Source organism: Bacillus sp. AFS088145 (genome assembly GCF_002564465.1).
GTDB lineage: Bacteria > Bacillota > Bacilli > Bacillales > Bacillaceae_G > Gottfriedia.
This window is the reverse complement of sequence record NZ_NUUX01000009.1, coordinates 49206-67511: the sequence shown is the minus strand read 5'-3', so window position 1 is coordinate 67511 and position 18306 is coordinate 49206. Positions and strand designations below refer to the sequence as shown.

General features: G+C 34.2%; 19 protein-coding genes and 1 riboswitch. Of the genes, 1 reads left to right on the top strand and 18 read right to left on the bottom strand.

Features of this window, described 5'->3' with window-relative positions; all coding sequences use genetic code 11:
- Nucleotides 1-43: 43 nt before the first annotated feature.
- The 14 genes from COI44_RS06415 to COI44_RS06350 all read right to left on the bottom strand — a co-directional run bounded on the left by COI44_RS06415 (nt 44) and on the right by COI44_RS06350 (nt 11593).
- Nucleotides 44-892 carry a MetQ/NlpA family ABC transporter substrate-binding protein gene (locus COI44_RS06415; protein ID WP_098427174.1) on the bottom strand — a complete coding sequence of 283 codons (849 nt, stop codon included), beginning with the start codon at nt 890-892 and terminating at the stop codon, nt 44-46.
- Entirely contained in the window at nt 889-1557 is a 669-nt protein-coding gene (locus tag COI44_RS06410) for a methionine ABC transporter permease (RefSeq protein ID WP_098233178.1), read from the bottom strand. The genes COI44_RS06415 and COI44_RS06410 overlap by 4 nt, the downstream gene beginning before the upstream one ends.
- The gene (locus COI44_RS06405; RefSeq protein ID WP_098427173.1) at nt 1547-2563 is read right to left on the bottom strand and encodes a methionine ABC transporter ATP-binding protein; all 1017 of its coding nucleotides are present in this window, start codon (nt 2561-2563) and stop codon (nt 1547-1549) included. Before COI44_RS06405 ends, COI44_RS06410 begins: the two co-directional genes overlap by 11 nt.
- A 175-nt stretch (nt 2564-2738) precedes the next feature.
- Nucleotides 2739-2856, bottom strand: a riboswitch (SAM riboswitch).
- Between the two features lie 305 nt (nt 2857-3161).
- Nucleotides 3162-3596, bottom strand: coding sequence for a hypothetical protein (locus COI44_RS06400; protein ID WP_098427172.1), 435 nt, complete (start codon nt 3594-3596; stop codon nt 3162-3164).
- Nucleotides 3597-3601: 5 nt separating this feature from the next.
- On the bottom strand, nt 3602-3952 hold the full coding sequence (locus tag COI44_RS06395; protein ID WP_098427171.1) for an ASCH domain-containing protein: 351 nt from the start codon (nt 3950-3952) through the stop codon (nt 3602-3604).
- Nucleotides 3953-4170: 218 nt separating this feature from the next.
- Nucleotides 4171-4962, bottom strand: a complete 792-nt coding sequence (locus COI44_RS06390) for a sulfite exporter TauE/SafE family protein (RefSeq protein WP_097976724.1) — start codon at nt 4960-4962, stop codon at nt 4171-4173.
- Nucleotides 4963-5030: 68 nt separating this feature from the next.
- On the bottom strand, nt 5031-5258 hold the full coding sequence (locus COI44_RS06385) for a sulfurtransferase TusA family protein (RefSeq protein ID WP_088014286.1): 228 nt from the start codon (nt 5256-5258) through the stop codon (nt 5031-5033).
- A gap of 21 nt (nt 5259-5279) precedes the next feature.
- Entirely contained in the window at nt 5280-6407 is a 1128-nt protein-coding gene (locus COI44_RS06380) for an MBL fold metallo-hydrolase (protein ID WP_098427170.1), read from the bottom strand.
- 44 nt (nt 6408-6451) lie between these two features.
- Nucleotides 6452-7024 carry a sulfurtransferase TusA family protein gene (locus COI44_RS06375; protein ID WP_098427169.1) on the bottom strand — a complete coding sequence of 191 codons (573 nt, stop codon included), beginning with the start codon at nt 7022-7024 and terminating at the stop codon, nt 6452-6454.
- A gap of 55 nt (nt 7025-7079) precedes the next feature.
- Nucleotides 7080-7376 (bottom strand): rhodanese-like domain-containing protein, encoded by a 297-nt coding sequence (locus COI44_RS06370; RefSeq protein ID WP_098427168.1) that lies wholly within the window; start codon nt 7374-7376, stop codon nt 7080-7082.
- Nucleotides 7377-7395: 19 nt separating this feature from the next.
- Entirely contained in the window at nt 7396-7872 is a 477-nt protein-coding gene (locus COI44_RS06365) for a DsrE/DsrF/DrsH-like family protein (RefSeq protein WP_098427167.1), read from the bottom strand.
- Nucleotides 7873-7999: 127 nt separating this feature from the next.
- On the bottom strand, nt 8000-8260 hold the full coding sequence (locus COI44_RS06360) for a metal-sensitive transcriptional regulator (RefSeq protein ID WP_098427166.1): 261 nt from the start codon (nt 8258-8260) through the stop codon (nt 8000-8002).
- Between the two features lie 205 nt (nt 8261-8465).
- Complete coding sequence (locus COI44_RS06355; RefSeq protein ID WP_098427165.1) at nt 8466-9941, bottom strand: aminotransferase class V-fold PLP-dependent enzyme; 1476 nt, start codon at nt 9939-9941, stop codon at nt 8466-8468.
- A 314-nt stretch (nt 9942-10255) separates the two neighbouring features.
- A complete protein-coding gene (locus tag COI44_RS06350; RefSeq protein WP_098427164.1) occupies nt 10256-11593 on the bottom strand; it encodes a D-serine ammonia-lyase in 1338 nt (445 codons plus the stop codon).
- A gap of 153 nt (nt 11594-11746) precedes the next feature.
- Between COI44_RS06350 and COI44_RS06345 the strand changes: the two genes are divergently transcribed.
- The gene (locus COI44_RS06345; protein ID WP_098427163.1) at nt 11747-12940 is read left to right on the top strand and encodes a chromate transporter; all 1194 of its coding nucleotides are present in this window, start codon (nt 11747-11749) and stop codon (nt 12938-12940) included.
- Nucleotides 12941-13047: 107 nt separating this feature from the next.
- Here the strand turns inward: COI44_RS06345 and COI44_RS06340 are convergent, their stop codons facing one another.
- From COI44_RS06340 to COI44_RS06325, 4 genes are read right to left on the bottom strand one after another with little or no spacing between them, the layout of a single operon-like run.
- Nucleotides 13048-14169 carry a glycerate kinase gene (locus COI44_RS06340; RefSeq protein WP_098427162.1) on the bottom strand — a complete coding sequence of 374 codons (1122 nt, stop codon included), beginning with the start codon at nt 14167-14169 and terminating at the stop codon, nt 13048-13050.
- 12 nt (nt 14170-14181) lie between these two features.
- Nucleotides 14182-16404 carry a glycoside hydrolase family 65 protein gene (locus tag COI44_RS06335; RefSeq protein WP_098427161.1) on the bottom strand — a complete coding sequence of 741 codons (2223 nt, stop codon included), beginning with the start codon at nt 16402-16404 and terminating at the stop codon, nt 14182-14184.
- Nucleotides 16401-17435 carry a Gfo/Idh/MocA family protein gene (locus COI44_RS06330; RefSeq protein WP_098427287.1) on the bottom strand — a complete coding sequence of 345 codons (1035 nt, stop codon included), beginning with the start codon at nt 17433-17435 and terminating at the stop codon, nt 16401-16403. Before COI44_RS06330 ends, COI44_RS06335 begins: the two co-directional genes overlap by 4 nt.
- The gene (locus COI44_RS06325) at nt 17435-18241 is read right to left on the bottom strand and encodes a sugar phosphate isomerase/epimerase family protein (protein WP_097976742.1); all 807 of its coding nucleotides are present in this window, start codon (nt 18239-18241) and stop codon (nt 17435-17437) included. Before COI44_RS06325 ends, COI44_RS06330 begins: the two co-directional genes overlap by 1 nt.
- Between the last annotated feature and the right edge of the window lie 65 nt (nt 18242-18306).

Sequence of the window (18306 nt, the reverse complement as noted above, 5' to 3'; positions counted from 1 at the left end):
AACTTTTCTCCCTTCCATTCTTTTAAATAAGCATGAACTAGCTTTATAGATTTTTAATTTTATCAATCGAAATGACTACTGGAACTGTAGCACCTTTGTCACGTTTAATGATGTAATCATGAACTTCTTTTGATTGATAGGCCTTTACAATCTTTGCAAAGTCCTTGTCATTTTTATTCTTCGTACGGGATGCAATAACATTGATATACGGCATAGCTGCTTTATCATTAGAATCTTCTTTATAAAGTGGATCCTTTGCAGGGTCTAAGCCCGCTTGAACGGCGAATCCATTATTGATGATCGCTGCTGCCACATCATCCAATGATCTAGCTGTTTGCCCTGCAGCAATCGGTTTGATTTTTAGATGCTTAGGATTTTCTTTAATTTGTTCAATACTACCTTTAGGATCAAAATTATCTACTAAACTAATTAGCTTTGAAGATTGTAATAGTTTAAGTGCACGCCCTGCGTTCGTAACATCATTTGGTATCGTAATCGTTGCTCCATCTGGAATATCACTTAGCTTTTTAAATTTATGTGAGTAAATCCCCATTGGCGCAATCACTGTCGAGCCAATAGCTGAGATATCTAAATTATGATCGCCTTTAAATTGGTTCATATAAGTAATCGTTTGAAAAGAATTTAAATCAAGGCTACCGTCATTAAGTGCTGTGTTAGGCTGAACATAATCTGAAAATGAAATGATTTTCAATTTAATGCCATCATTTTTCACTTGTTTTTGTACAATATTCCAAAGTTCATAGTCATCACCGTTAATACCAATCTTAACTGTTCTCTCCTTTCCATTACCTGATGATGCATTAGAACCACATGCTGATAATACCGAAACCGTTAATAATAATGCTGCAAAAATAGTAAAAAACTTTTTCATCCTCTTTTCCTCCTTACGTATCTTGACCACGTATTTCCTAAACTTTGTATAATTTGAACAATGACTACTAGTAATACAACAGTAATGATAATAACCAATGTTTCAAAGCGCTGATAACCATATGTAATAGCTAAGTCACCTAATCCACCAGCACCAACAGCACCAGCTGCCGCCGTCGATCCAATCAATCCAATCGTTGCTGTTGTAAATGAAAGAATCAACGATGGAATCGCTTCAGGCAAAATAAACTTCACGATAATCTGAAACTTTGTTGCTCCCATTGAATAGGCAGTTTCCAGCACTCCCTTATCTACTTCTAGCATGGAGTTCTCAATCAATCTTGCCAAATAAGGTCCTACAAAGATCGAAAGCGGAACAATTGCTGCTACTACGCCAATGGACGTTCCCGTCAATAATCTAGTAAATGGAATAATGGCAACTAGCAAAATAATAAATGGTACAGATCGAACAATATTAATAATGGTATTTAACAACGTAAATAAAGGTTTGTTTTCCATTATATGACCTGGCCTTGTTACAACTAGGATAATACCTAGAGGCAATCCTATGATTGTGCCAAAAATAAATGACCCTAAAACAGTTAGAAATGTATCTTGAGTTGCCTGCAAAAACTGCGGCCAAAAGAATTCCCAATTAAGCTCCATTTAACTCAACCTCCCTTACATCTATCCCCTTTTCCGAAATATATTTAATAGCTTTTGCGCTTTCCTCTTTTGTTCCTTCTAGTGCCACAAGCAAATTCCCATAAGGTCTTTCTTGTAGCTCTGTGATCGATCCATAAAGAATATTTAAATGAATATCGAATTTTTTAAGAACCTCTGATAATAATGGGTTGCCTGCCTTGTCACCTAGGAAGACTAATTGATAATATTTTCCCTTTGATAATGATTTCGATAACTTAGGCGGCACCTCATTTTGTAATACAGTGTTAACAAAATTCTTTGTAATGCTTTTTTGTGGATTCGTAAAAACGTCATAAACATTACCTTCCTCGACAATTTCACCATCATCAATGACCGCCACTTTATCACATAAATCACGAATTACACTCATTTCATGGGTAATAAGGAAAATTGTAAGATTATAGGATTTATTTACTTTCCTTAAAAGCTCTAATACATTCTTTGTTGTTTCAGGGTCCAATGCAGATGTAGCCTCATCACATAGTAGAAGATCTGGGTCTGTTACGAGTGCCCTTGCTATTCCCACTCTTTGCTTTTGTCCTCCCGACAAGTGCCCCGGAAATACATCTTGCTTCCCTGTAAGTCCAACAAATTCAATTAATTCCATTACCTTTTCCTGAACATCCCGTTTCTTTTTTCCTTCAAGGTATAGCGGCATTGCTATATTATCAAATACCGTTTTGGCAGAAAGTAGATTAAAGTGTTGGAATACGACACCAATTTTTCTACGTGTCTTACGTAACTCTTCATCTTTTAATGTCATTAGGTCCAATCCATCAATGAGAACTGATCCTTCTGTTGGCTCTTCAAGTCTATTTAAACAACGAATCAATGTACTTTTTCCTGCTCCGGAAAAACCAATGATCCCAAAGATTTCCCCTTTCTCAATTTTCATATTAATATTATTTAAAGCTTTAATTGGTGGCCTTCCAGGATAAACCTTGGAGACATTTTTAATCTCAATCAAATTCCTTCCCCCCATGCAAGTTATTCCAATCACTATAACTAAGTAAACAGATTCGAAAACTAGGATTTATATCTATATTTCCCCCTTTTTCTCCTATGGCACCTCATCAAAAAACCCCCCTTCTTATCCAATAAGACAGATAAGAAGAGGGGTTAAAATATATAAGCCACTTTACTTCTTATCTTTCAAATCGCATGAACGATTTGCAGGAATTAGCACGGTATTTGTTACGAAACAACAAACCCGTTGCCGAGGTATCGCAGGGCCAGTCCCTCCACCTCTCTGGATAAGTAATAGAATTTATTAAGTTTTTAAATTATTGAGTTCATGTTATCTCTCTTTTTATAATCCGTCAAGAATTATTTTTAAATTTTTTAGTAAAAATTGTGTTTGGAAATTGCATTTTTTTTACGAGCACTGTTTCACACAGGCCTCAGGTCCTTCATATTCAAATCAAGAAACCTATTTCACATACCATTTAGAATAGGTCTATATACTTATTTTTTTTGTTTTTATTAGTATTTCATTGAAGAGAAGTACAAAAAAGCAGACTAGGCTTCTTCGATAAAAGAAACCTGTCTGCTTATTTATATTGTGCCTACCATAATGCAGGCTTTACAACCATAAACCATAGCATAACCATCAAAAGAACGATGTAAATCCAGATTGATCGACGAAGCTTCTGAATCAACATTCTCTGGTCATGGGTTGGTTCACTGAATTTCCGAATGGTCGGTGAAAAAGCTCTAGCTAGGAAGAATAATGAGCTCACCAAAAGAAGAATTGTCATCACAATCCAAGATGTCTTCCACGACCAATGGCCCGCTAGTACCAACAATACCCCTGATCCAACCAGTACATGCCCAGCATGCTTTGCCAATCTGACAGCAAACCGGAATACATCCAAATAGCTCTGTTGTACCGCGGACTTTGTAGTATGCAGCTTTTTGAGTATCGGAATCAATACAAAAAAAGGACCAATTGATAAGATTACACTAGCAATATGTATGTAAAGAAGCAGTCTATACAGCATATAAATTAATCTTGGATGAAACGGAACTCATGAACCCATACCCTCATATTTGGCAGCCAAGGCATTCCAGGATGGATTGACAGGATCGATTGCTTATACTCTTCTACAGTCGAATAGCCTTCCTGCTTAGCATGCTCATCTGTCAATTCACCAAGGGCTTGAGAGTAAACTTTTTCAACAACATACTGATTATTTTGAAGGGTCATCACTTCCCCAACATCTGCATATCTTCCGTTTCGGCGAGTAGCAGTTTTTTGTCCTGCCAATACCTTTTCAACATCCTCTTGAAGCGTAACAAGGCGTTCAATCGTACATGTTTTTGGCGGTAAAGCGTTCGTTTCATTCTGATTAGTCATTTAAATCATTCTCCATTTCATTTTAATTTTTAGTTAAGGCTTAAAAAAACGACTAGTTCTATTTTAATTAAAATAGTACAAAATTAGCAAATTTTATTTAAGAATATTGCTATAAGAAGCAACAAAAAGGAGCTCACATCTAGCACCATATTAAAGACTAATAGAAAAACAGAAAAACTCCCAAAATAGTTTTTCTGTTTTTTATAGTTAATCCTTTTTCAACTAATCCATGATTTTATAATCGTAATCCAAATTTTCAAAGCAGTAAAACCAATTAGAACTGCCAGAATCCCTCGTAAAACCTGTGTTTTTGTTTGTTTGCCTATTTTTGCACCTAATGGTGAAGCGATTAAACTTGCAATTACAACAATAATTGTCGGCAAAATTTCAACCTGACCAGTAGAAATTTTGCCGATCGTTACGCCTATTGATGAGATAAATGTAATGGCTAATGACGATGCAATAGTCACACGAGTTGGTATTTTTAAGATCGTTAACATGATTGGTACTAACAGAAATGCTCCTCCTGCACCAACAATCCCTGCACTAGTGCCCACAACAAATGCTAGGCCAGCCGCAAGCCATACATTAATTGAAATTTGACCATCCGCTGACATCTCGACGTTTTTTCTAGGAATAAACATTAAAACGACCGCAATCATTGCTAAAATTCCGTATACAAGATTAATTCCATGTTCTGAAAGTAGATTTGAACCGAATCCACCAAGAAAACTTCCTATTAGTACACTTATTCCCATACTTACTATTACTTTTTTGTTTAGATAACCGCTTTTACGATAGCTTAATACTCCACCTAAAGTTGCAAATACTACTTGGACGGCACTTATACCTGAAACTTGATGTGGTGTGAAAGCAGCAAATCCTAATAATGGAGGAATAAATAGGAGCATTGGATAATTTATAATCGCTCCACCAATTCCTACCATTCCTGAAATAAAGGACCCAAAAAAACCAACTAAGAAAAGTACTAAAATTAAGGTCCACTCCATTTAAAGTCCTCCTATAATAGAAAAGGAGATGTAACTATTACCTCTCATTTTCCTATTAATCTATTAGCTTAACCTTTTTTAATCCAAAATTTTAAAACATTGTCTTCTTCGGTATAATTTAATAATTCGTGTCCACCTGATTTAGCCCAAGCTGCAAGGTCGTTTTTAGCACCTTTATCAGTGACATGAATTTCTAATACTTCGCCTGCTTCAATCTCTGCAATTGCTTTTCTTGTTTTTACAATTGGAATTGGACATGCTAAGCCTTTTGCATCTAATAATTTTGTAGCTTCCATTCTATTCTCCTCCAAGTCTCATTATCGTACTGCACAGCGATTTGGACCAATTTCCATTTCTCTCTGTTTTTCTTCATTTAAACTAATTTTGCCCATATTAACTTCACGGATTTCTTGATATGAGTTTGGTTGTGGCGGTAAGTTCTCAGTTACTAACTTTCTAAACTCACTTTCACTTTCAATGTTCAATCCATGATTCTGATCAAATAAATATCCTAATTTTTTATAAACACTACCATCCTCGTTCAATTCACTAATCACCATAAAATGTGATGGTAGCACGATTAATTCAAGCGATAAATTTCGGTATTTTTTATAAAGGGTTTCGCGTAAGTCCCCTACCCAATCCTCTGCCATACCAGCAAGATCGGGTCTTCCAATTGAATCGATAAATAAAATATCACCAGAAAATAAGAACTTTTCATCAATAACAAATGAAGTTGATCCGATTGTATGACCTGGTGAATAAAAAGCCTCAATACTGATTGCTGTTTCACCAATCATTACCTTATTACCATCTTCTAATGGACTATATTCAAAAGTAAGCTCTTTAGCATCCTTTGGTGGTAACCAGTATGTTGCTCCCGTAATCTCAGCAATTTTTCTTCCACCAGAAATATGGTCTGCATGAAGGTGAGTATCAAATACATTTGTAATTTTTGCGCTCTTTGTATTTGCAAAATCAATATAGATATCCGTCATTCGAGTAGAATCTATTATAGCAGCCTCATTATTTGAGATAACCATGTAGGATAAACATCCCTTACCGATTCTGACAAATTGATACAGCTCTCCTCCATTTTTCAAATCTGCAATTTTTACTGGCTCTAAATGTTCACTCCACTCTTTCATTCCGCCTTTAAGATAGGCTACGTCTAGTCCCTCGTCTGAAAGCATCTCTGCAATCATGATGGAAGATCCTTCTTTAGCACACACAACTAAAACATCTGTACTTGTAGGAATCTTTTCTAAAATGTCTTCAACCCCATCAAGTAAATCAAAATAAGGTATATTTAAATGTTCAAAATTTGAACCTTCTATTTTCCAATCATTATAATCATCAGTATTTCTTACATCTAGAATAAATAGTTCTTCTTTATCAAATATTTTTTTTGTAATCTCTTTTGCAGACATTGCTGTGACTGCCATCTTTTATACCCCCCATAGTATATTTTCTTTCAAAAAAAATTAGATTAACCTTTTATGCTTGCTGTTTCCCCAGACCACTCAGTCATTCCAGGTATGACATTAAACACGTTAGTAAAGCCGCTAGAAACTAGTAATTGAGCAGCAAGATCACTACGGTTTCCAGTTCTGCAAACGATATATATTTCATTTTCTTTATTTAATTCTCTCATACGTTTCTCTAATTCACCTAAAGGGATTGATACCGCATTTGGTATATGATTAAATACAAATTCTGCTTCTTCTCTTACATCTAAAACGATTATATTTTCGTTTTGTAGCTTTTGACTTAATTGATCGTTTGAAATGACGTTTTCAAATCTTTTTTCAATTGTATTTTCATCTGAAGATTTTCTTAAATAATGAAGTAATACTTCTCCATTTTCGATTGTTCCTAAGTATTGATTTCCAGTGCTTTCCGCCCAAGCTTTAATGTCTGCTTTTGAACCTTTATCAGTCGCTTGAACCTCGATTACTTGCCCATTATCTAAATCCTTCATTGCTTTTCTAGTCTTTACAATCGGCATTGGACAAGCTAATCCTTTTGCATCTAATTTCATGTTTGTTTTAATGAACTCCATATTATGACCTCCGCACTTAGAATACCACTTGGGGTATTTATTTAATCAAAAAAAATTATTCTACGTTACCGAACCAAGAAAGCATTCCGCCTACCATGTTTTTAACGTTGAACCCTTGAGAATGAAGGAATTCTGTTGCACGGCCACTTCTAGCACCTGAACGACAAACCATAATATATTCCTTTGATTTATCTAATTCGTGTAAACGAAATTCAATTAATCCAAGTGGAATATGAATAGCTTCTCGGATTTTTCCAGCTGCAACTTCATCTACCTCACGAACATCGATAATATTTACTACTTTTCCAGTTTTTAAATCGTTTTCAAGCTCAATCGCAGTAATTTCTTTCATTTTTTTCAATCCTTTCTATTTAAATAAATAAGTTAACTTGACCTTCTTCTGCTTCACCAATGTAGGCGGCAACTCCAGCATACTGAATATTTTCTAATAACTCTTCGTTTTGTAGACCTAACAGATCCATCGTCATTGTACATGCTACTAAATTTATATCTTGTTCTTGTGCCATTTCAATTAATTGTGGTAAAGGCAATGCATTATGCTTTTTAATAATATCCTTAATCATCTTTGGTCCAAAACCAGCAAAATTCATTTTAGAAAGGCCCATTTTATCAGCGCCTCTAGGCATCATCTTTCCAAACATCTTTTCAATAAAACCTTTTTTTGTTGCTACATGTTCACCTTTTCGTAAAGCATTTAATCCCCAAAATGTATGAAAAATAGTTACTTCATGATCAAAAGCTGCTGCACCGTTCGCAATAATGTAGGCGGCCATTGCTTTATCATAATCTCCACTAAATAAAATGATATTTGTTTTCTTAGTTGTCATATTCTTTCTCCTTATCGTTCTTTATACCCATTAGGGTATATTACAAAACAAAAAAATATATCTTATATATACTATTACCCCTATGGGTATATGATATTAAAAATAAAAAATTGTGTCAAACCATATATTATCTACTTTTTACAAGTAAATTTACTGCTTCTTTCACTAGATCTTCGGCATCTTGCCCGTTTTCATTCGCATTTCGGACACAATCAACTAAGTTTGAGCTTACAATTACGCCAATCGTACGATCCAAAGCTGATTTAACTGCTGATAACTGTGTAATGACATCTTTACAGTCTTTGTCTTCTTCCATCATTTTTAAAATTCCACGAATCTGTCCCTCAATTCGCTTTATTCTATTTTTTACTGGATCATCATATTTCATTAAATCACCCCTAACTTATAAAACTAAGCTTAACCATTTTTTTAGAATATATGTTCAATATTCTTACTTAGAAAATATACCCAATAGGGTATAATGTCAATCAATTAATTTTATATAAATTAATCTTCTTTTAGTGAGTTATAGTAGATATGATCAAAAAAGATCACAATAAATAATGTGATCTTTTTTCGAGCAACTTGAGAAATTAAGATTTTACAGTCATTTCAATCTCAAAGTAAGTACTTACATCCATAACTGTTTCGTCTTTATGGATAAAGTCATTTTTCTCTTTTAAATAAATATAATCATTAGACCATTCACCAATGTTTTGAATGATATCTTTTAAAGCATTAGTAAATATGACTACTTCTTCATTCGTGGTTGTTGGATGGACACTCATTCGAATCCAACCAGGCTTTGCGCTAATATTGCCATTATCAATTTGATCTGTGATTGCTTTAGACATTTCTCTTGTAATATTCAGTAGCATATGTCCATAAGTACCCGCACATGAACAACCACCTCGTACTTGAATTCCATAACGATCATTTAATAATCTAACTACTAAATTATGATGAATATCTTTTAAATAAAAAGAATAAAAACCTAATCGTGGATTACTTGAATCTTCGAGTAACACTACATTTTCAATTGTTCTAAGTTCATCTAAAACGATGTGTGCCAATTCTTCTTCACGATTTAAGATATTCGCTGTACCCATTGCATTTTTCACCTTAATTGCAAGAGCTGTTCTAATTGTTTGCAGAAATCCTGGAGTACCTCCATCTTCTCTTTCACGAATATTGTTAATGTATTTTTTCTCACCCCATGGATTTGTCCATTCAACAGTTCCTCCGCCTGGATGATCTGGAATTTTATTTTGATACATTGAAGAGTCAAATACTAAAACTCCACTACTACCAGGTCCTCCTAAAAACTTGTGTGGAGAAAACAGAATTGCATCAAGTTTTTCCATCGGATCACTAGGATGCATATCAATGTCAACATATGGCGCAGAAGCTGAGAAATCCACAAAACAAACGCCATTATATTCATGCATTAGTCTAGCTAGCTTATGATAAGGTGTAATTAATCCAGATACATTAGAACAAGCACTGAAAGATCCAATTAATTTTCGCTTATTTTTATAAAACTCAAGTCGATTTCTTAAATAATTTAAATCGATTACATTATTAGAACAATTAGGTACAACTTCTACGTCACAAATCGTTTCCAACCACGAAGTATGATTGCTATGATGCTCCATACTTGTTATAAAAACAACCGGTCTTTCTTCCTCAGGTAAACTTAAACGGAAATGGAAGTTTTCATGAATTTTCAACCCTAAAATCCGTTGAAACTTATTCATAACGCCAGTCATACCTGATCCATCAGTTATGATTGTGTCGGAAGCGCTTGCATTAACATGCTCTTTTATGATCTGCAATGCTTCATGATAACAATTCGTCATCGTGCTTCCAGTTATATTTGATTCCGTATGCGTATTTGCAACATACGGCCCAAAAGTTGAAAGTAATTTTTCTTCAACTGGTCCATATAACCTACCGCTCGCAGCCCAATCTAAATAAATAATTTTCTTTTCACCAAATGGCGATAAGAATGTTTTTTCATTTCCAATAATCTCTTTTCTAAATTGTGAAAAATACTTTTCTAAGTTCAATTTTATCGCTCCTAATGAGAATATGTTTTGTGCTTTTTAATTGGAAGCTCTGTTTAGATAATTAAGATAAAACCGAGTATTCCAATACCCAATAGGGTATTACATAAAATGCACTGAAGCCAGTCCGCTCATGACGGAATGGCTTTTTTAAAGTAATTTATCAATTTTTAAACAGAACCAATTAAAAAGAAAATATCTTGCGTCAAAAATCTAAATAGAAAACTTATTTACATATACAAATATATGTCAAATTATTCTGCATTAAAAGAATTTTTTCACTTTTAAAATATTAGTAAAATTTTACACTATCTATTTTATTTAAAAAGAGACCCTTTTTGATAGTACTCTTTCATCATTTTTTCCGGTACCATACTACCACCTGTAGCCCAAATGACATGGGTACTATTTTCCATTTTTTCCAATAAATTATTTTTTAGTAAGTAATCTTTGCCCTCTTTAAATAATTTGATCGGACCGATCATTCCAGCTAGTGCAGACGGTTCTAAATAAAGATCCTCAGTATCAACTAAATCTTTTAACATGGTATATAGTTTTTCATCACTTATTGTATAGCTACCGCTTAAAAAAGGATCAATAATTTTTCCTACAAAGCCAGATGGTCTCCCTACAGCTAGGCCATCTGCATCTGTTTTATTATCAATGCCAAAATCTTGTACAGAAACTTGATCGTGAAGTCCTGTCATTAATCCAATCAACATACAAGGGGAATGAGTTGGCTCGGCAAAAAAGATATGAACATTATCTTTAAATAATAGTTTCAGACCAAATGCGACACCACCAGGTCCTCCTCCAACTCCACAAGGTAAATAAACAAATAATGGATGATTTTCATCAATTGTCATGTCTAATTCTTCAAACTGCTTTTTTAAACGTGAAGCTGCTACAGCATATCCTAAAAATAAATCTTTTGAATTTTCATCGTCTACAAAATAGCAATTAGGATCTGCTTCTGCTTGAATTCGTCCTTCTTCTACTGCCTTACTATAATCCGCCTCGTACTCAATAACATTTACGTTTTTACTTCTAAGCAAATCTTTTTTCCATTGCTTTGCATCTGCTGACATATGTACGGTAACTTTAAAACCTAACTTTGCACTAATAATTCCAATGCTCATACCTAAATTACCAGTGGACCCTACAGCAATTGAGTAGGTAGAGAAAAAATCTCTAAAAATATCACTATCTATTTTTGTGTAATCATCTTCAATCGTTAATAGCTGATGCTTTATAGCTAGGCTTTCGGCATGCTTTAATATTTCATAAATGCCACCTCTTGCTTTAATTGACCCTGATATTGGTAAATGACTATCACATTTTAAAAATAATTCTCCTAATATAGTTTGTTGGAAATTTTTCTCTAACGATTGTTTCATGGAAGGAATTTGTACTAAAGGAGACTCAATAATGCCATTTGTATCTTTTGTTTCGGGAAAAACCTTTGATATATATGGGGCAAACCTTTTTAATCGATCATCTGCGTCGTTTACATCATCTTGAGTAAGTGGTGACATTTTCATTACTTTTTGAAACGTCTCAAAATTTGGGTTCAACCAGAGGTATTCCTCTAAGTTCATCAGTTTTTTTAGGATTGGATACTTTTCTACATATGACTGTATATCAATTCTTTCCATCTATATTCCTCCTAGACTTAAACAGATTATATATAGTTTATCAGATATTAGAATAGCTTTGATTGTTAATCTTTTGTAAATTCTCATAAAAAGAGATTGGTTTAGATTTTGATTCAAACTATACTATTCCTAATATCAGTTGTTGGAGGGAATATGAATCTTAATCATAAAAATAGTAAGTTATCTCTTTTGTTAGAAATACTTATTGTTTCTACTAAACTGGGCTTAACTTCTTTTGGTGGACCGATCGCTCATTTAGGTTATTTTCGCGAAGAATATGTAAGAAGAAAAAAGTGGATTGACGATCAAAACTATGCTGACCTAGTCGCTTTGTCACAATTTTTACCAGGTCCAGCAAGTAGCCAAGTTGGCATTGGTATTGGCGTAATACGGGCAGGGGTCTTAGGTGGCATTGTCTCATTTATTGGATTTACATTACCATCAGTCATTGCACTTATCTTATTTGCATTATTACTACAAGACTTGGATATAAAAAATTCCGGTTGGATCCATGGATTAAAACTGGTTGCAGTGCCGATTGTTGCACAGGCTATTTTAGGTATGGTGAAGAACTTGACGCCTGATTTAAAAAGGAAAGCTCTTGCTTTGTTTGCAATGATCGCTACACTAATATGGCAAACGACATTCACTCAAATTGCTGTCATTTTAATTTCTTCAATTTGCGGATATTTTCTATATCAGGATAATGAAAATAGTGATAAAACTGGATTAGTTACGAATATATCAAAAAAAGTTTCAATCATTTGTTTGGCTATATTTTTTATATTATTAGTTTTATTACCCTTAATTAGTTCATTTACATCGTCAAAATGGATTTCTATATTTGACAGTTTTTACAGATCAGGATCTATGGTATTTGGTGGTGGCCATGTTGTTCTCCCTCTACTTGAACGTGAGTTTGTTCCTACTGGATGGCTAAACAAAGAAACATTTTTGGCTGGATATGGGGTCACGCAGGCTGTACCTGGACCATTATTTACGTTTGCATCCTACTTAGGAACTGTAATGATGGGCTGGCGAGGAGGTTTAATTGCAACAATTGCCATCTTTTTACCAGCTTTCTTACTTATTTTAGGTACTCTCCCATTTTGGGCTAGTATGCGTCGTAGTTCGAAATTAAGGAGAGTTTTATTAGGCGTAAACGCAGCAGTAGTTGGGATCTTAATTTCAGCTTTTATTAATCCAATATGGATAAGCTCTGTATTTTCGATTGTTGACTTTCTAATCGTAGCTGTCTTATTTAGTATGTTAGTAATGATGAAATTACCACCATGGGTTATTGTACTTGTTGGAGCAATTAGTGGGGAAGTTTTATCTAGAATTTGAATTTTATTTTGTTAATAAAGAACTGCCCTCGTCATTTTTAAAAGAAGGGCAAATCCAATAAAAAAGCAGAAAAACCATACAATGTTTTTCTGCTTTTTTATTTTCAATTATTTTAACAATACAGCAATATTTCTTGCAGTTCTCTCAATATTTTCAAATGCGTTTTTCATAATATTTTCAAGCGGTAAGATTGCAGGAATCGTAGGGAAAATAGCATCGATTCCGTGTTTATACAATTCCTCTATTCCATCACCGATACTACCACAAATTGCAATTACTTTCGCATTAGATGGGGCACAAGCAGCCGCTCCAACAGGTGCTTTACCATAAATTGTTTGTCCATCCATTCGACCTTCTCCTACAATTACAATGTCAGCATCCTTACATACTTCTTTAACATTTAATTGTTCAAGAACCAGTTCAATCCCTTTTTTTATTGAAGCATTTGCGAATAGCATTAGGCCTGCACCCATGCCCCCACCAGCTCCACTACCAGGAATCTCTTTGACGGATTTATTTAGATAATGCTCAGTAATCTGATAGAAATTTCCCATTGCTTCATCTATTGTAGCTAATTGATCTGCAGAAAGTCCTTTCTGTGGTCCAAATATATATGTTGCTCCATTTCTTCCAATCAATGGATTAACAACATCTGCCGCAATAGTGATTTTCACATTGTCTAGTAGTGGTGACTTATTTTCGTCAGACATTGAAGCTACTCTTAACAATGCCTCACCATTGCTTTCAATTTTCTCACCATTTTGATCGAAGAATTGGTAACCTAGCGCTGTTGCCATACCAATCCCACCATCATTTGTTGAGCTACCTCCAACACCAACAATAAGCTCAGAAGCTCCACGCTCAATAGCATAAAGAATTAATTCGCCGACACCAAAGGAAGTAGTTTGTAAAGGATCACGTTTTTCAATTGGTACAAGATGCAAACCACAGGCTTCAGCCATTTCTATAAATGCTGTTTTATTATCTTTAGAAAATGCAATTTTAGCTTGAACACTTTCATTAAGAGGGCCTGTTACATTAATCGTTTCTACTTCTCCACCATTTGATGCGATTAAAGCTTGAACAGTGCCCTCCCCTCCGTCAGCTAATGGTACTAAATGATACTCTGCTTTAGGGAATACGGAATGAAAGCCTTTATGAATGGCATTAGCTACATTCGTTGCATCCAAGCTTTCTTTAAAGGAATCAGGTAATATTACTATTTTCATTTGTCCTCCTCCTTAAAGTGATGCGATAATTTGATCTGTTAAGTTAAATAATTCTCCATTAATTTCGATTACAATTTCTGTATCAGTTTGTTTTGTTACCGTTACAGATTCATGCGTAATTGAAATCTCAAGATTTGTACCTTGCCAATGGAACGGGAATGAAAGTTTGTCCCAGTTTTTAGGTAGGTTAGGATTAATTTTTATCTTATTTGATTCTATCGTAACGTTTGCAAAACCAAATATGGTTGCTAACCAATTCGCACCTAGAGATGCTGCATGTATTCCTTCATCTGATGATTTCGGATTTGGACCTAGATCGATTAAGCAAGCTTCTTGGAAGAATCGATAAGCATTTTCTTTTTCTCCACATCTTGCAGCAACAATTGCATGGATGGCTTTACTAAGTGAAGAATCATGAATTGTATGCTCCTCATAATAGTGCAAATTCTTTTTAACAACATCCTCTTCAAATAAGTTAGGGAAAAGGTATAATAGCATAACTACGTCAGCTTGCTTTAAAATTTGCATCTCATTTACTTCTTGACGTGAATAATCAAAAAGAATTGCCTGACTACCTTGTTTTTGTTTATATTTTGATAAATTAATTTCTGGTTTTGATAAAAATGTATCATCTTGTGGAATAATATTCTCTGCATTTGGTCTTGGTAAGTAAAGTCGATTTAGAAAATCCTTACCACTCTCAATAATTTCAGCATCGATGTTATTATATTTTCCCATAAAACTCAAAGCTTGTTGAACATTATAATAAGCCATATAGTTCGTATAAGCATTATTATTAATATGTTCAGTATATTCATCTGGTCCGATTACATCTTTAATAGAAAGTGTTTGATTTTCTTCTGTCGTACGACTTATCCAAAATCGTGCTGTTTCTTTTAGTAATTCAAGCCCTTCATTTGCCATAAATGATTCATCAAGTGTATTTTCATAGTATTGAATAACCGAATATGCAATGTCAGCAACAATGTGATGTTCAGCAAGAGCTGAAGCTACTTTTTGGCGTTTACCCGTTAGTATATTAATAGCTGCATATTCTGGCGTTTCTTCCATACCAGAAAATGCACTTTCCCATGGGAATAAAGATCCAGAATAGCCATTTTTAGTAGCCTTCTCTTTTGCTTCTTTAATATGAAGATAGCGATATCTTAATAAGTTTCTTGTTACATCCGGATCAGTGAACAAATGAAACGGTGCAATAAAGATTTCCGTATCCCAGAATACATGACCTTTGTATCCTTCACCTGTTAATCCTTTTGCTCCAACGCTAAAGCGATCATCATGTGCAGGTGTCATTATTTCAATATGGTAAAGTGAAAAATCTAATGCTACTTGATCTATAGCTTCTTTAGAAGAAATGATTACGCGTTTCTTTTTCCAAAACTCATTCCATTTTATAGACGAGCTTACTAATAGACGATCGTATCCATTATCAAGATTTTCTTGAACAGTATGAATACTTGATAGTGCTGGATCATCCACAGACAAGTCATTTGAAGTATAAACAGCACTTATTTTTTCTAATTCAAACGGCTGATTAACGACTAAATCATGTTTAATGATCGTCAAAAGCTGTCTGTTTTTAGCCACAAAAGAAACATCACTTTCACTTGAAACTTTACATGAAGTTGCCATTGCGATTGAGTGATCGCTTTCAGTTGTTCTATATACAGCATGCATTATTTTTCTATCAATAACTCGTACATTTTCTTCTAAAAGATGTTGCTTTCCAAAGTTAGACATTTGCGCATCGATACCAGTCGTAACTTTAATTGATGCACTACAATCTAAACTGACTACACTAACTTTAGATGCAAATAAATGTAAATTATCTTTTGAAACAAAGCGTTGGAATTTTAAACAAAAGCGATTACCTTCTTTGTTTTTCCAGATAACTTCTTTCGTCAGTTCTCCATTTTGCATATTTAAAGTCCGGTCATAAGATAGTACTTCTCCTGTTAAAACTGAAAATATATCATTATTTATTTCAATTTTTATGCCAACTAAATCTGGCAGATTGACTAGCTCTGTAATATCATTAGATATAAATTTATTATAAATACCTGCCACATACATACCACGAGTTTGTTCAGAATAATATTCCTCATGACTAGCACGTAAACCTAAATACCCATTTCCAAGAGCCATGATCGTTGCATATTTATTTATACACTGTAAATCAAATTGTTTTTCATTAATTACATTTACTTCATTCATAAAGATATACTCTCACCTTTTTCAGCTGATTGATAGATCGCTTCAACAAGTCGTTGAATAGCATAACCCTGTTCTCCATCTGCTACCATAACGTTGTGTCCTAAGCAACGATTAACAAAGGCTCCCATACTTTTAGTATGACGGTCAGGGTCAGCCTCTTCTCTCTTTAATAGGGATACAAGCTCACCTTTTTCATCTGTATAGATTTCAGCCGGGAACATTGTTGCACCAGCTTCTTCTCCGCATAGTTCTACATTCATTTCTGATTTTTCTTTTATATTTAATGCAAAGGATGTTTCAAGCTGAATTAAACATCCATTCTCTAACTCTATAAAAGAAAATAAAGAATCTTCTACTTCAAATTTTGATGGGTCCCATTTACCAAATGCACCTTCATCTTTCTTAGTACCAATCTTCTGAAACATTTTTGCTGTAACTTTTTTTACTTTTGGATAATTCATAACGAAAAGTGCAGTATCAAGCATATGAATTCCCAAATCGATTAGAGGTCCCCCACCTTGAATTTCTTTATTAGTAAAGCTACCCCATCCAGGAATACCATTACGTCTTAAAGCTTTTACTTTTACAAAATAAATTTGACCTAATAAACCTTGATCTATTTTTTCTTTTATAATCGTTACGTCATCAGCAAATCGATGATGAAAATCATAAGCAAGGATAAGCCCTTTTTCTAAAGCTGTTTCATGCATTTTTCTTGCATCCTCTGCCAAAATTGCAGGAGGTTTTTCACAAAAAACATGACAATTATTTTCTAATGCCTGCATTACATTATCAAAATGAAATTTATTCGGGGTGCAAACACTTACAATTTCCGGTTTTTCATTCGCATACATTTCAGCAGCATCCGTGTAATAGTTAGGAATCTCATTACGCTCTGCAAAGCTCTTTAATGCTTCCTCATTTACACCGACTACGGCAACTATTTCTAAATCTTCTCTAGTTTTATAGTAAGCAACGTGAACTTTTTCAGCCATTTGGCCCCCGCCAATAATAGCTACTTTCTTTTTAATCACAATGCTTCACCCTTTAAAGCTTCTTTTATATGATGAAATGCTTTAATATATTCATCTTCTAAGTTATTTCCTCTTACACGACATTCAAATGTTAAAAAGCCTTCGTACCCATCTTCTTTAAGTCGGTCAAAATGCTTTTTGAAATCAAGAGATCCACTTCCTGGCTGGAAACGGTGGTTGTCTGCGATGTGAATATGTTCAACTAAATCACGATTAGCTTGAAGTGCCTCAGAAATACCATCTTCCTCAATATTCATATGATAAAAATCTCCAATGATTTTAACGTTTTTAAACTGATTATCTTCAATATATTTACGTGCATCAGCTAAAGTATTAATCATATGATCCTGATAGCGGTTTAAAGGTTCTAAGTAAATAGTCGTTCCTGTTTCACCTGCGACTTTATCTAGAAAAACTAGTGATTCAGTAACTGCTTTACGATCTCCTTCTAGACTTCTTGGAGAAGACATAGGTGGCAATCTAAATGTAAACATTCCCCATGCTGCAGGTACAACGATACCTTTTCCTCCAACTTCTTTTAAAGCTTTTAGAATTTCTTCAATATCTGCTAAACCTTTTAAACGACGCTCTTCAATAAAATCACCAATCCAACCATAATAACCACCACAAGCTGTCGTTACCGGTAAGCCAGTCTCAGCAATTGCTTCCTTAACTTCTTCTAAATTATCAACTAAAAACTTGCCATCGATTTCAAATCCTTCAAAACCAATTTCTTTTAAGTATTTAAATTTTTCTTTAATATTTTCTGGAAAAAATGCTTGATTTTGTGTTCCAATTTTCAACGAAATCCACTCCTAAACAGAAGGGAGTGTAATACACTCCCATAATTTTAATGATTGATATTCTT